Below are 14,420 nucleotides of genomic sequence, written 5' to 3' on the forward strand. Positions count from 1 at the left end.
GATCACTCCGGCCGCATTCGCCGGTGCAGGGTGCTCCGGTGCACACCCAGTTCCCGGGCGGCGGCGCTGATGTTGCCACGGTGGCGCTCCAGTGCCTGGCGGATGGCATCCTCCTCCCGCGTTTTCAGGTTGGGCGCCGGTGCCGCGCGGGCCGGTACCACATCCGGCGGCAGGTCGGCCGGGGTGATCAAGGTCCCTGGCGGCGACAGGGCCACCAGGGTGCGCAGCAGGTTGGCCAGTTCGCGCAGGTTGCCGGGCCAGTCATGGCGGCGCAGGCGGTCGCGGGCGGCGGGGGCCAGGCGGACGCCCCGCTCGGCAGCGCCGAAGCTGGCCATCAGGGCGTCGATGATGCCGTCCAATGGCCGTTCGCGCAGGGGCGGCAGGGTCACCACCAGGTGCTTCAGCCGGTAATAGAGGTCGGCGCGGAAGGTGCCCTCGGCCACGCATGTCGCCAGGTCGCGGTGGGTGGCGGTGACCAGCAGGAAATCCACCTTCACCGGGCGGCCGCCCACGGGCGTCACCTCCCCATCCTGCAGCACGCGCAGCAGGCGGGCCTGCAGGGCCGGCGGCATGTCGCCGATCTCATCCAGGAACAGGATGCCGCCGTCGGCCTGGCGGATCTGGCCGCGATGGCCGCCCCGCCGGGCGCCGGTGAAGGCACCATCCTCGTACCCGAACAGCTCGGATTCCAGCAGGCCTTCCGGAATGGCGGCGCAGTTGACCGCCACCAGGGGCGCCTGCGCCCGCCCACAGGCGGCATGGGCCGCGCGCACGAACACCTCCTTACCCGTTCCCGTCTCCCCCTGCAGCAGCACGGGGATGCCGGCGTCCAGCGCCCGGACGGCGCGCTCCAGCAGCGGCCGGGTGCCGGCATCCCACAGCATGCCGTCCGGGGCGGCCGCCGGCGGGGACAGGTCCTTGGTATGGGCCGGGCGGCGTATCGCGGGACGGCTCTTGCCCGGCGTGGTGATGCGGGCATGCAGCGGGCGGCCGCCGTCGGCAGTGCGCAGGATACGGTCGCCCCGGGCCAGGCCGCCATCCAGCACGCTCTCCAGCCGCACGCGGCCGATGGCGGCGGCGTCCAGGCCCAACAGGGCCAGCGCCGCCGGGTTGGCCGCGCGCACCACGCCATCGTCCACCGCCAGCAGGCCTTCCTGCGGCGTGCCCAGCCAGCCGGGATGGGCGTGCAGGCGCACCACCAGCTCGTGCCCCTCCGCCGCTTGTGCCGCCCAGCGATGTTCCAGGTGGGCCACCGCCAGGCTGGCCAGGCTTCTGGCGCTGGTGCCCTGGCTGTCCGACCGGGCCGCGCGCGTGTCGCCCGACAAGTCGATGACCCCGGCCAGCGCGCCATAGGGGTCCATCACCGGCATGGCGGTGCAGATGAGAAAGGCATTGTCGGTCAGGTAATGCTCCGCCCCCCGCACCTGCACCAGGGCACGTTCCGCCAAGGCTGTGCCCACGGCGTTGGTGCCCTCGTCATCCTCCCCCCAGCCGGCGCCAGGCTGGAGGGAAACGCGGCGGGCGCGGCGGACAAAGCCGGCGTCGCCGCGCGCATCCAGGATCAGGCCCCGGTCGTTGGTCAGCAGCACCATGCCGCCCAGGTCGCGCATGGCCTGGTGCAGGGTGTCCAGCTCGGGTGTCGCAAGATGCATCAGGGTATGGTGGCGCTCGCGCAGCACCGCCAGATCGGCGCGTGACAGCGGATCCTGGCGTGCGGGTCGGTCGGCGCGCAGGCCCCGATCGGCGCAGCGGCGCCAGGACCGCGCGATGATGGGCGGGATGGAGGCACCCTCCAGGCCGCCAGCCTCGCCCAGCCGCTCGCGTGCCATGGCCAGGACAGCCGCCAGGCTTTGCGGGGCGTTCGCCATGCTGATCCTCCCGATAATCGCGACAGGTGTCGCGGACGTGTCGCGCGTTGCGACAGGTCCGGCGCCGGTCTTTGGGGGAAAGCATGGGGCAGATCGGCGGCCCCCGCAACCCGACCTAAGTGGCATGGATTAAGGGCTTGATCCGGCGGGATTCCTGAAATCGCCAACGCCGTTGGCACGGCCCTTGCCATTGGTAAGCCAGCGCAAACCGCCCGCCTGAGGCGCAAAACAAGCTGGAGGACACGTTACATGGCCAAGATCGCCCCCGGACAGTATGGCAGCCCGGTCTCGTTCAAGAGCCGCTATGGCAATTTCATCGGCGGCGAGTGGGTGCCGCCGGCGTCCGGCGAGTATTTCCAGAACACCACCCCCATCACCGGCCAGGTCATTTGCGAGATACCGCGGTCGAACGCGGAGGATATCGAGCGCGCGCTGGACGCGGCGCACGCCGCCAAACGCGACTGGGGCCGCACCTCGGCCGCCGACCGCGCCCGCGTCCTGGAAAAGATCGCCCAGCGCATCGACGACAACCTGGAAACCCTGGCGACGGTGGAAACCTGGGACAACGGCAAGCCCATCCGCGAGACGCGCGCCGCCGACATCCCCTTGGCCGCCGATCATTTCCGCTATTTCGCCGCCGCCATTCGCGCGCAAGAAGGCGGCATCTCGGAGATCGACCACAACACCATCGCCTACCATTACCACGAGCCCCTGGGCGTGGTGGGCCAGATCATCCCCTGGAACTTCCCCATCCTGATGGCGACGTGGAAGCTGGCCCCGGCCCTGGCCGCCGGCAACTGCGTGGTGCTGAAGCCGGCGGAACAGACGCCGGTCAGCATCCTGGTGCTGGTGGAACTGATCCAGGACCTGTTACCCAAGGGCGTGCTCAACGTCGTCAACGGCTTCGGTGTCGAGGCCGGCAAGCCGCTGGCCAGCAGTTCCCGCATCGCCAAGATCGCCTTCACCGGGGAAACCACCACCGGCCGGCTGATCATGCAGTACGCCTCGCAGAACCTGATTCCGGTAACGCTGGAGTTGGGCGGCAAGTCGCCCAACATCTTCTTCGATGACGTGGCGGCCCAGGACGACGCCTTCCTGGACAAGGCCATCGAGGGCTTCGTCATGTTCGCCCTGAACCAGGGCGAGGTCTGCACCTGTCCCTCGCGCGCCCTGATCCAGGAAAGCCTGTACGGCCGCTTCATGGACAAGGCGCTGGCCCGCGTGCAGGCCATCAAGCAGGGCAACCCGCTGGACGGCGACACCATGATCGGCGCCCAGGCCAGCAGCGAGCAGTTGGAGAAGATCCTCTCCTACCTCGACATCGGCAGAAAGGAAGGCGCCAAGGTGCTGGCCGGCGGCAACCGGGCGGAACTGTCGGGCGACCTGGCCGGCGGCTTCTACGTCCAGCCCACGGTGTTCCAGGGCAACAACCGCATGCGCATCTTCCAGGAGGAGATTTTCGGCCCGGTCGTGGCCGTCACCACCTTCAAGGATGAGGAGGAGGCCCTGCACGTCGCCAACGACACGCTGTACGGCCTGGGTGCGGGCGTGTGGACGCGCGACATCAACCGCGCCTACCGCTTCGGCCGGGAAATCCAGGCGGGCCGGGTGTGGACCAACTGCTACCACCTGTACCCGGCGCACGCGGCCTTCGGCGGCTACAAGCAGTCCGGCATCGGGCGGGAGAACCACGCCATGATGCTGGACCATTACCAGCAGACCAAGAACCAGCTGGTCAGCTACAGCCCCAACGCCCTGGGCTTCTTCTGATGGCGGGCCTGGCCATTCCCAACCCGGACATCCAGGCCTCCACGGATCCCGGACCATCGGAAACGGTGGTCCGGGCCGCCGTGCTGAGGGTCGACGCGACACCGGAGGCGCTGGCGCTGATCCAGAGGCTGGAGGCCCGCCACGGCCCCCTGCTGTTCCACCAGTCCGGCGGCTGCTGCGACGGCAGCGCGCCCATGTGCTACCCGCGCGGGGAGTTCATGACCGGCGACGGCGACGTCCTGCTGGGGGAGATCGGCGGCCAGCCCTTCTACATGGGCAAAGCCCAGTTCGAGTATTGGAAGCACACCCGCCTGACCATAGACGTCGTTCCCGGCCGGGGCGGCATGTTCTCCCTGGAAGGGCCGGAGGGCCTGCGCTTCCTCACCCGGTCGCGGCTGTTCACGGATGAGGAGAACGCGGCGCTGAACGGCTAGGCGGCTGTCCGAATGTCCAGATCGACGCCCAATGCAGCCAAGGCCTGATCGATTTGATCCATGCGCGAGGCATGGTGCACATTGAGCAGACGCGAAATGACGGTCTTGTCCACACCCATTGCCCGCTGAAGATCGGCCCGGCGCCATTCCTTCGCCCTCATGGCGCGATAGACCAGGACCTTGGCCCAGACCAGTGACGGAATGAGGATACTCCTGTCGGAGTTGACCGGTGAAGGATCGGGGATGGCGTCACCATCCTCGATCATTTCGCCGATCATCACGACCGCAGCATCCCGAAGACGGGCGACAGCTTCTTCAATACTGTCCCCCTGATCATACACACCAGGAAGATCGGGGGCGGAGGCGATGTAGACGCCGCCATCTTCCTCGATAGTGATCGGGAAACGCATAGGGAACCTCGCAATTTTTGTAACGCGGACATAAATCAAAGATCCAGATCTGCCCGTGAAAGACCAAGATCTTTCAAAATTTTGAGAAGCAAAACATCGCTGATCTCAAAGCCCTTGCCATGATTCGGGATGTGCGCTTTGCGCCCATTCAAAACAGCGACTTGATGGCCGCCCTTGCCCGGGCGAATTTCAGCACCTAACCGGACTAGTGCACTCTTGAGCACGCGAGGCTTGGTTGGCAATTAGATCTCCTTGTAGGCAATCTGATCCCCTTTCGCGCTGTGGTAGGGTGCTTGGCTGGAAAAAGAATGGGGACAAATATGTCCCTCGTCAACGCAAAAAGGGGACACTCATGTCCCCTCCTGCATGACGCGAAGCCCATGAACTTCGTATGGATTAGGCCGCCGCCAGCCGCTTCCGCCGCGTCTGGAAATAATACCCCAGCCCCAGCGCCAGCCAGATGGCCAGCAGGGCGTAGGGCCGCCAGTCGGTGCCGAAGCCCAGGGCGGCAATGACCAGGGCGGCCACCATGCCCAGGGCCGACAGCGCCTTCACCAGGCCCGGGCTGAAGCGCAGCCGGGCCTGGGCCCGCACTTCCGGGTGCTTGTCCGCCACGTTATAGGCCGCGAGGCAGGAGCCGAAGTATTTCATCATCGTCGGCACGTTGATGGACAGCAGCAGGAACAGCAGGCTGTCCGGCAGGAACAGGCCGGTGCAGGACGCGAGGAAAGCAACGGCGGTGGCCACATGCGGCGTGCCGAAGCGGGGGTGGATGCGGCCCAGCGGCGCCGGCAGGACGCCGCTGGCGCCCATGGCATAGAGGAAGCGGGCATAGACCAGGAAGATGGCGTTCATCGACTTGATCAAGGCCGCCACCGCCGCCGTGACGATCAGGGGCGTGGCCCAGCGGCCCAGCGTGGCCTGCGCCACCATCAGCAGGGGTGCCTTGGCCTGGCCCAGTTCCTCCGGCCCCACGACGCTGAGGGCGGTGAAGGAGACGGCGACGTAGACCACCACGGTCAGCAGCAGACCCAAGGCGATGCCCCAGGGCACAACCACCTTGGCGTTCTTGACCTCCTCCCCCACCTCGGTCGCGGTCTCGATGCCCAGGAACAGCTGGATCATCAGCGGCAGGGCCGCCAAGATGGGCGTCCAGCCGCCGGTCACGGCCTGCACGAACAGTTCCGGCTTCATCGCCGGGGCACCACTGACCACCAGTACGGCGAACAGGCCCAGCAGCATGATCATCAGCACCGTCTGGACCCGCGCCGCCACGGCCACGCCCAGGTAGTTGAGGGCGAAGATCAGGGTGAACAGGCCCAGGATGACCGGCACCGCCGGCAGGGGCAGCACCATGCCCAGGTAGTTCATCAGCACCCGGCCCAAAACGATCATGACCACGGCGTTGCTCAACACCCGCAGCCAGACGATGGAAAAGGCGATGACCGGGTGGCTGAACTGCCGCTGCCACTCATAGGAGGCCGCGGTGCGCGGCACGGCCGAGGCCATGTAGGCGTAGACCAGGGCGAACAGCACCATGGGCAAGGCCGCCAGCCCGGCCGCCACCAGGATGCCGGCGCCGCCCACCTGTGTGGCGGGTCCCAGCACGGAGAAGATGGCGGCGCCAATGGCGGTGCCCGCCCCCAGCATCACCAGGTCGATCAGGGTGACGCCCTGTTTCAAGCCGCCGGGCTTCAGGCCAGCCTTGCTGTCGCTCATCGGGAATGAACCAATCCTAAATGTGCTCGGTCAACGGCATTGCCATGCCGTTGTAGGACGCGGACGCCCGGCGATTGAGGGAACACTACCGGCTCAGGAAAGTCCGCACGTCGCGCGCCAGCGCGGTACGCGCCTCATTGCCCATATAGGGCATATGGCCCGAAGGGTAGAGATGGGTTTCCGTGCGGTCCTGGGGAATGCCGGCGTGGGCGATGGTATAGGCGGCGGAGCCCAGGGTCGTCACCAGATCGTAGTAGCCGGCCCCCACCATAACCCGGAGGCGCGGATTGCGGCGCATGGCGGTGGCGAGATCCTTGGCATGGTTGGTCTCGGCGCCCGAAGCCTTGCCGTAGTCCCAGCGGGCGTTGACCGTCCGGAAGGAAATGGCCTCGTAGGGCTCCGCCACCGTCACGCCCAGGTCGTGACGGATGTAGTCATTGAAAGCGCCGACGAAGCCCGGCACGTACTGGCCCATGGCCGGGTCGTCGGCCACCGGATCCTCGGCGCTGCCGGCCAGCGGCAGGGTGTAGCGGCCATCATAAGCGCCAATCTCCTGGCCCTGTAGCAGTTCACGGGCGAAAACCCCGGTGCTGATGCGCAGGTCGTTGGCCTTGATGACCGCGGGCGGCAGGCCAGTCAGGGACGACAGCTCCGCCGTCACCGCCTCGCGCTCCACCTCCGGCAGGGCATTGCCGGCATAGAGCGCCTTGAGGTAACGGTCGGCCGCGAAGGCCTTGGCCGCGGCCACCTGGCTCTCGGCCGTGCAGCCGGCCGGGCCCTTGTGGTGATAGCAGGCGGTCGCCGCCAGGGTGGGCAGAGCCGTCAGGACACGCACGTCATCCCCCGCTGTGCCCGACATGTCCATGGATTGTCCCAGCAGGATGATGCCATTCAGCGTCATGCCGTCCATGCTGCCCGTGGCCATGGGCCCCCCGGCCAGCAGGCGGGCCACCACGGCGGCGCGGATGGTGCCGTAGCTTTCCGACATCAGGTACTTGGGCGCGTTCCAGCGGTCATGCTCCCGCGTCCAGCGCTCGATCACGTCCACCGTCATCTGCGCATCCTGGGCCGTGCCGTAGAACTGCTCCGGCTTGCCATCGGGCAAGACGCGGCTGTAGCCGGTGCCGGGCGGATCGATCAGAACGATGTCGGCCACGTCCAGCGGACTGTCGGGGTTGTCCACCGTGTGGAAGGGCGGCGTGGTCGGCGGGTGCACCGGGTCGGCGAAGTCCACCCGCTTGGGGCCGACGAAGCCCATGTGCAGCCACAGGCTGGCGGAACCCGGCCCGCCGTTGAAGACGAACACCACCGGCCGTACGGTGCCTTTGGGCACGTCGGTGCGGATGTAGCTGGTGGTGAAGACACTAGCGGTCCGTTGCCCGGCCGGGTTGGTCAGGATGGTTTCCGCAACCGTCGCCGTATAGCGCAACTTCCGACCGTTGAAGGTGCCGCTGTGCTCGGAGGTAAACACGCGGGGTGCGGCGGCGGGCCCCCCGCCCGCCTCCGCTGCGTTCGACGCTTTGCCAGCCAGACAGGCCAGCATTACGCCCGCCATCAACGCCGTCTTGTAGTTGCCCATCGTCATGTTCCCTCAAGCACCGGGCGCCGGCATCCGCCGGCTTGGCTTATCCTCGGTTTCCAGTCCGCTTCGCTCCCCAGAAACCTGGCGGCATGAGTAGGAACTCATGCCGCTGGAGCGTCTTGGCTCAGTCGCCCATGTCATCGTCATGGCCGCCGCCGAACAGGCCGGGCGCGCCCAGGCTATCACCGGGGCCCTCCATCACCTTGGGCACCGTTACCGGCGGGGCGTCGGCGAAGGGCTTGATGCTCAGCGACTGGTAGATTTCGCTGGGGTAGTAGATGGCCCCGCCCTTCATCACCAGGCGCGGCTTCTTGACCGCGCGGATGTCCTGGGTGGGATCGCCGGCGATCAGCACCAAGTCGGCCAGCTTGCCGCGCTCCACGGTGCCCAGATCGCCGTGGCCCATGTACTCCTCGGGCGACAGGGTGGACAGGCGCAGCACCTCGGCCGGGCTGATGCCGGCCATGGTGTACAGCTCCATCTCCCGGTGCACGGTGAAGCCGGTGACGTCGTCCGTGCCCGGCAGCAGGCGTATGCCCTTGTCGTGCAACAGCTTCAGCGTCTCCAGCACTTTACCGAATGCTTTCACGTAGGCCTGGTCGTCGGCGGGCGACTTCAGGGGCACGAAGGTGCGCTTGCGATAGCGCTGATAGCCGATGGGCATGTTGTCGAGGTAATCGACATCGCCCGGCGGGGTCGCGCCGGCGCGGCTCAGCATCAGGCGTTCCAGGATGACGGCAGTAGGGTCGTGGGCGATGTGCCCATCCGCCATCAGCTTCACCGTCGCCTGCACTGGCGCCGAGTTCAGGTCCAGGTCCGCAGCGCGCGCCATGGCGGTCAGGCGCAGGGGCGTGCGGGTGTCCTCCTCCGGCTTCAGCAGCCAGCCCAGCATCAGCTGGTTGATGTGGGTGATCTCGCTATAGCCGTCCCTGATGCAGCGGTCGGGCGTGTCGAAGGCCGGCACGTGGCCGGTGACGGTCATGCCGCGCTTGTGCGCCTGGTCCGCGATGGGACGCACCCAGTCGGGCGTCATGGAATTGTAGATCTTGATCTGGAAATAGCCGCGGTCGGCATACCAGTCCACGGCCTTGACCGCGTCGGCCACCGTTTCCGGAATGATGCCGAAGCGGGCGGAATAGGGGCTGCGGCCTTCCAGGAAACCATTGGGCGTGATGCGCGGCCCCGCCAGTTCCCCCGCCTCGATGCGGGGCATCAGGTCCTGGAGGAAGGCGTTGTCGTTGCCCATGTCCCGCGTCTCGGTGACGCCAGCCGCCAGGTAGAACAGCCCGGAATCGAGCGTGGTGTGGGAATGCATGTCGTGCAGGCCGGGCATCAAGGTGCCGCCCTGCCCGTCCACGATCACCTGGTCGTCAGGTTGGGCCCCATTCCCACCAAATGGGTCCTGGTCCGACGGCATGACGGCGGTGATGCGATCGCGCAGCACGATAACGGTGGACAGGCCGCCCAGCGTGCCGGTGCGCGGATCGAACACATGAACGTTCCGGATGCGAACCGGTTGAGTGTAGCGATGGGCCAGCGCCTTCTGCCGGTCGCGTGCCAGCGCGCGCTCCGCCTCCGCGCCCAGGGCTTGGATGGCGTGCGCCTCTTTCTCATGCCCCTGACGGATGGTCAGGTAGTGGCCGCCGAAGGTGGCAAACAGGCGGCCCGCCTTGTCCAGCAGCACATAGTCCGGCTGCAGGTTCACGCCCTCAATGCGATAGAGCGTCAGGGGCACGGCGTCCTTGCCAGCACCCAGCGTGGTGGCCTTGACCTTCACCAGGCGCATGGTGCCGGCAGGCAGCAGCGGCAGGCTGTTGCCCGGCGCCTTCAACAGAGCGCGGGCATAGACGCCCAGGGCCCAGGGACTGTCGTCGTTGACGACGTACAGCGGCGCCTTGGCCGCCGGCACCGCCCCCTTGTCCGCCTGGCTGGTCCAGCTAGCCTGGCCGCCTTCCCACTTGAAGCTTTCGTTGACGCTGCCCCCCATCAGCGAGGTGCCGCCCACCGTCCAGCTGGTGGGAATGCCGCCGGCACCGATGGTGAGATCTTCCTTGTGCTTCGGGCCCCGGCCGTTGTCGTCGACGTAATAGTCAACGCTGACCGACGCGCCGTCGGTCGTGCCAGTGACGGTGCCGATGTTCTCCCCATTCTGAACGATGACCAGCTTTTCGGTGACGGCGGCGGCCTGCGCCGTCCCGGCGGTCAGGGCCAGCGCGGCAGCGCCGTTCAGCCAGAGGATGGTCGCCAGATGGCGGGGGGAAACGCGCGTGTTCATGCCCGGTGCTCCTGCTTCTTCCCATCAGGCCGGTTGCCGGCCCAGCCTGTCCGGCGCGTCGATGGCGCCGCCGGACCAGGATCCCTGTATTGGGGAAAGCCTATCGCGCGCTGGGGGGATAGATTATGCCGATATGGAGGAAAGCACTCGGGTGTCGCATAAACTATGCCGCCACGGCCCCGGTCCCGGCATAAGGGTGCCGGCGCCGCCGGCACCCCATCCGCCCTTAGTGCTGGGCGCCACCGGCCGTACCGGCGCCGCCGATGTGCCGGTCGAACCAGGCGATGATGCGGCGGTTCAAATCCTCAATGTTTTCCGCCTTCTGCATGACGTGGCCCTCATCGGCGTAGACGATGAAGCTGGTCTCCACGCGCATGGCGCGCAGGGCGTGCCAATACTCGCGTGTCTGCATCACCGGGGTTTCGATGTCGCGTTCCCCCACATGCAGCAGGGTGGGCGTCTTCACATTGCGGATGTAGCGGATGGGCGACAGCCGGTCGTAAATCTCCGGATCCTCGTACGCCGACTTGCCGAAGAAGGGGATCATCCAGCGGTCGATGCCGTTCTGGCCGTAGTAGGAATACCAGTCCGACAGCCCGGCGCCGATGGCGGCAGCCTTGAAGCGCTGGGTCTGGGTGATGGCCCACATGCTCATGAAGCCGCCATAGCTGCGGCCGAAGATCATCAGGCGGTTGTCATCGATGGGCGCTTGCGCCTCCGCCGCGTCGATGCCGGCCATGATATCGCGTAGGTCGCCGCCGCCGAAGTCGCGGATGTTGGCCCGGGTGAACGCCTCCCCCTGGCCGAAGCTGCCGCGCGGGTTGGGCAGGAACACGGCATAGCCGGCCTTGGCGAAGGCGGCCATGATGTCGCCCCAGACGAAGCGTGGCGTATGCGCGGCCGAGGGGCCGCCATGGATGTTCACCACCATAGGCCGCTTGGCATCATTGGCCACCGGCGTCCTGGGTGTCACCAGCCAGCCCTGGACAGTCATGCCGTCGTTCTTCCAGCTCAGGCTGGTGACGGTGACCAACGGCGCCAGGCCGTCGTTGTCGTGGGTGATGGCCACCAGGTCGCCCAGGCGCCCATACTCGATGCGCGGGCCGAAATCGAAGCCCTCCGCCACCCAGGCGGCGTGGGTGCCGGCGCGGTCCAGCGCCAGTCGGCCATCGCCGGCGGTGCGAGTGGCCGCGGCGGTCTTGACCTCCGCTACGGTGCCCTTGGCGGGATCGACCACGGCGCTGCCCGTCTCCCCGCCCAGGGTGACTCCGGCGACCAGCTGGTTGCCCCGCCAGGCCAATGAGGTCAGCGTGCCGGCATAGCCGGCGGTCACGTCCTTGGGCTCCCCGCCCTTGACAGGCACGGTGTAGACGTCGCCGCCGAAGGAGCCGAAGTCGCTCATCAGCCCACCGATGAAGGCCACGGTCTTGCCGTCGGGCGACACGCGCGGGAAGGCGATCTGCATTGAAGAGCTGGCGATGACGCGCATGGTGCCATCGCGGCCGAAGGCGCGCAGGCTGGCGATCCACCAGTTGTTGTCGCCGTTGCCCTCGGCGGCGGTTGCGACGAAGCCCTTGCCGTCCGGCATCCAGTCATAGTCGTAGACGTAGGTCTTGTCCGGGCTGACCAGGCGCACGGCACCGCTGGTGACCGTGACGATGGCGATGCGCTGGACGTCGTCGCCCTCGCCCTGCTCCCCCACCTGGCGGGCACCAGCATGGGTGGCGCCCGCCTCTTTCTTGGCGTTTTCCGTGACCAGCAGCGCGATTTCCGTGCCGTCCGGCGACCAGCGCGGCGTGCTGGCCAGACCCTGGACGGCGGTCAGCGGACGCACCGTCCCGCTCTCTGCCAGATAGAGGATGGCCTGCCCGGCGGAGGTGCCGACGAAGGCCAGGACCTTGTTGTCCGGTGACCAAGCGGGCCCGGCATAGCGGCAGGCGGCGCATGGATCCAGCGTCAGGGCGACAGCGCCGTCCGTGCCGCGCACCACCACGGTGCCATGGCCGGCGCTGCCGGCCCCCTCGGCCTTGTCGGCCTCGACCGCCGCCAGGCGCTTGCCGTCACCCGAGAGGCTGAGGCCGGTGTACTGGTGCGACCTGGCGGCCTGCGCGGCCCCAGCCTGTGCCCCCAATGCCGTGCCAGACACCGCCAGCACCAGGCCGATCGCCGTTGCCCCAACAAACCCGCGATCAGCGCCCCACCAAGAAGCCATGCATCATCTCCTGCATCCGAACCTGCCCCGCCTCCCCGTCGAAGGGGCTGTGGCCCGCATCGAAGGCGGCAACGGTCACGCGGTCAAGAGGAATGCCGGCCCGGTCGATGGCGTAGCGGGCGGAAAGCAGCGGCACGGCCATGTCGTAATAGCCGCCGACCAGCAGCAGGCGGGTCCTGGGCTGCGCCTTCATCACCGGCGCGATGTCGGGTGCGGCATTGAGGTAGAACCCGTCCTCGCGCCTGGCCGGCTGGAAGTTCCAGCCAAAGTTCACGTCCAGGGTCAGGGACACATAGTCGCGGTCCACCGGCACGTTCAGCTCACGCTTGAAATAATCGGTGGCGACGCTGGAGGTGATGACGTTGGTGCGCCCCAGCCCCAGCGCCGGATCCTTGGCGGCGGCCGGGCGGTCGGCGGGCGCGTCTTTGGGCGCGGGGCCGGTGACGCGGCCATCCAGGCGGCCCACCACCAGGCCCTGATCGGCCAGCAGCGTTTCCAGGAAGGTTTGGGTGCCGATCCGCAGGTGGGCGTCGGCGATGGTCTTGGCCGGCAGGCCGATCAGGTCGCCCAGGCGGGCGGCCACGGCGTCGCGCTCCGCCGCCGGCAGCTGGCCGCCCTTCAGCAGGGCCTGGGCGTAGGGGCCTTCGGCATAGTCGGCGGCGATCTGAAACACTTGGTCCGGTGTCTGCGCGTCGATCTTGGCGCGGCCATGCTTCCAGGCCGTCACCGCCATGGCCGGCAGTTCGAAGATGTGTGGCAGGTCGTTGCCGGGATTCTCTGCCGTCGCGGTGAAGTCCAAGGCGGGGGAGATGAGGATCAGGCCGGCGATGGGCAGGTCGCCCACGAACTTCATCATGGTGGCCAGGCGAAAGCCGCCATAGCTCTCACCGGCGATGTAGACGGGGGAACCGGCGCGGCCATTGTCGCGCAGCCAATCCCGGATCAGGCCCAGCACCGCCTGCGCATCACCGTCGGCGTTCCAGTAGGGATGGCCGTCGCCGCCGGGCAGCACCCGGCTGAAGCCGGTACCTACGGGGTCGATGAACACCAGGTCGGCATCGGCCAGCAGGCTGTGCGGGTTGTCGGCCAGCATGCGGTTGCCGTCAGCGCCCTTCACGATGCTGCGCGGCCCGAAGGCACCGAAATGCAGGGGGGAGGATGAGGCGCCGGGCCCGCCGTTGAAGACGAACAGCACCGGCCGGGTCTTCACCACCGGACTCGCCACATAGGCGGTGGCGGAGATCGAGGCCAAGGGCTTGCCGGCCGCGTCCGTCAGAACCTTCTCCGCGAAGGTGGCGGTGTAGCGCACGGTCTTGCCGTTCAGCGTGATGCTGTGCGGTGTCGTCACCGGCCCCAGGATGGGGCCCGCGATCTCGGGCACCGGCGCACCTTGAGCGAGCGCCGTCCCCGGGACGGCCGTCATCATCAGGCTCAGAACCAGGCTGCGCACCCGTTTGCCCATCATAGTATCCCCATTATTTGTTCCCTCAGTCGCCGGGCGGGCGCATCCGCGCCCTTGGCTTCCTCGTTTTGCAGTCCGCTGATGCTCCCCGCAAAACTCCGGCGGCCCCAGTCGGGGCCTACAGCGGCACGAACCGCTGGCGTTATTTGGGCGCGTAGGCCCAGCACTCGACCTCGACGCCCGCGCCCAGCGGCAGGGCACCGACGCCCATGGCGCTGCGGGCCGGCAGCTGGTCTGGCTTGAAATAGCTGACATAGACCTGGTTGAAGGCCGCCCACTGCGTCATGTCGGTCAGCATGACCGTGCATTTGAAGACGGCGTCCATGCCGCTGCCCACGCGGCCCAGGGCGGCGCTGATGTTGTCCATGGCCGCCTTGGCCTGGACGCCCATGTCGCCCACCACCTTGCCATCCTGGTTCACACCCAGTTGGCCGGAAACGTAGAGGATGTCGCCCACGCGCACGACTTGGGAATAGGGCGCCTTGGTCGTCTCCGGGCGGTAGAATTGCACGCCGGCCGGCGGTGCCGCGATGGTGCCATTGGTCATGGCGCCACCCTCATCCGGGCCACCGGGCGGGGCGGCCGTCAGGGCCAGGGCCGGGCCGGCCAGCAGGCAGCCCAGCAAAGCCAAACTGATGATGCGCATGTAAACATGTCCCTGTTCCGGCGGGTGGGAGGCTTGTCACCG

Annotated in this window: 11 protein-coding genes; 2 read left to right on the top strand and 9 right to left on the bottom strand. The window is 67.7% G+C overall.

Going from position 1 to position 14,420, the window contains the following annotated elements; genetic code table 11:
- Positions 1-2: 2 nt before the first annotated feature.
- Positions 3-1,868: a sigma-54-dependent Fis family transcriptional regulator gene (locus tag FBZ88_RS21365; RefSeq protein ID WP_145619164.1), complete on the bottom strand. Its 1,866-nt coding sequence runs from the start codon at positions 1,866-1,868 to the stop codon at positions 3-5.
- 249 nt (positions 1,869-2,117) lie between these two features.
- Here FBZ88_RS21365 and adh point away from each other — a divergent pair, with 249 nt between their 5' ends.
- Together adh and FBZ88_RS21375 are read left to right on the top strand one after the other, a co-directional pair.
- On the top strand, positions 2,118-3,638 hold the full coding sequence (adh, locus tag FBZ88_RS21370; RefSeq protein ID WP_145619165.1) for an aldehyde dehydrogenase: 1,521 nt from the start codon (positions 2,118-2,120) through the stop codon (positions 3,636-3,638).
- A complete protein-coding gene (locus FBZ88_RS21375) occupies positions 3,638-4,072 on the top strand; it encodes a DUF779 domain-containing protein (protein WP_145619166.1) in 435 nt (144 codons plus the stop codon). Before adh ends, FBZ88_RS21375 begins: the two co-directional genes overlap by 1 nt.
- Here FBZ88_RS21375 and FBZ88_RS21380 read toward each other — a convergent pair.
- The 8 genes from FBZ88_RS21380 to FBZ88_RS21415 all read right to left on the bottom strand — a co-directional run bounded on the left by FBZ88_RS21380 (position 4,069) and on the right by FBZ88_RS21415 (position 14,378).
- On the bottom strand, positions 4,069-4,482 hold the full coding sequence (locus FBZ88_RS21380; protein WP_145619167.1) for a type II toxin-antitoxin system HicB family antitoxin: 414 nt from the start codon (positions 4,480-4,482) through the stop codon (positions 4,069-4,071). The two genes, FBZ88_RS21375 and FBZ88_RS21380, sit on opposite strands and share 4 nt — an antisense overlap.
- Before the next feature lie 35 nt (positions 4,483-4,517).
- Positions 4,518-4,724, bottom strand: a complete 207-nt coding sequence (locus FBZ88_RS21385; RefSeq protein ID WP_211102751.1) for a type II toxin-antitoxin system HicA family toxin — start codon at positions 4,722-4,724, stop codon at positions 4,518-4,520.
- Between the two features lie 154 nt (positions 4,725-4,878).
- Complete coding sequence (locus FBZ88_RS21390; RefSeq protein ID WP_145619168.1) at positions 4,879-6,201, bottom strand: APC family permease; 1,323 nt, start codon at positions 6,199-6,201, stop codon at positions 4,879-4,881.
- A gap of 85 nt (positions 6,202-6,286) precedes the next feature.
- A complete protein-coding gene (locus FBZ88_RS21395) occupies positions 6,287-7,780 on the bottom strand; it encodes a S10 family peptidase (RefSeq protein WP_145619169.1) in 1,494 nt (497 codons plus the stop codon).
- Positions 7,781-7,907: 127 nt separating this feature from the next.
- Positions 7,908-10,058 carry an amidohydrolase family protein gene (locus tag FBZ88_RS21400; protein WP_246138784.1) on the bottom strand — a complete coding sequence of 717 codons (2,151 nt, stop codon included), beginning with the start codon at positions 10,056-10,058 and terminating at the stop codon, positions 7,908-7,910.
- A 226-nt stretch (positions 10,059-10,284) separates the two neighbouring features.
- Entirely contained in the window at positions 10,285-12,270 is a 1,986-nt protein-coding gene (locus tag FBZ88_RS21405; protein ID WP_246138785.1) for an alpha/beta hydrolase family protein, read from the bottom strand.
- Complete coding sequence (locus tag FBZ88_RS21410; RefSeq protein WP_186464536.1) at positions 12,248-13,735, bottom strand: S10 family peptidase; 1,488 nt, start codon at positions 13,733-13,735, stop codon at positions 12,248-12,250. Before FBZ88_RS21410 ends, FBZ88_RS21405 begins: the two co-directional genes overlap by 23 nt.
- Positions 13,736-13,874: 139 nt before the next feature.
- Positions 13,875-14,378 (bottom strand): RidA family protein, encoded by a 504-nt coding sequence (locus FBZ88_RS21415; protein WP_211102752.1) that lies wholly within the window; start codon positions 14,376-14,378, stop codon positions 13,875-13,877.
- Between the last annotated feature and the right edge of the window lie 42 nt (positions 14,379-14,420).

Source organism: Nitrospirillum bahiense (genome assembly GCF_007828025.1).
Classification (GTDB): domain Bacteria; phylum Pseudomonadota; class Alphaproteobacteria; order Azospirillales; family Azospirillaceae; genus Nitrospirillum; species Nitrospirillum amazonense.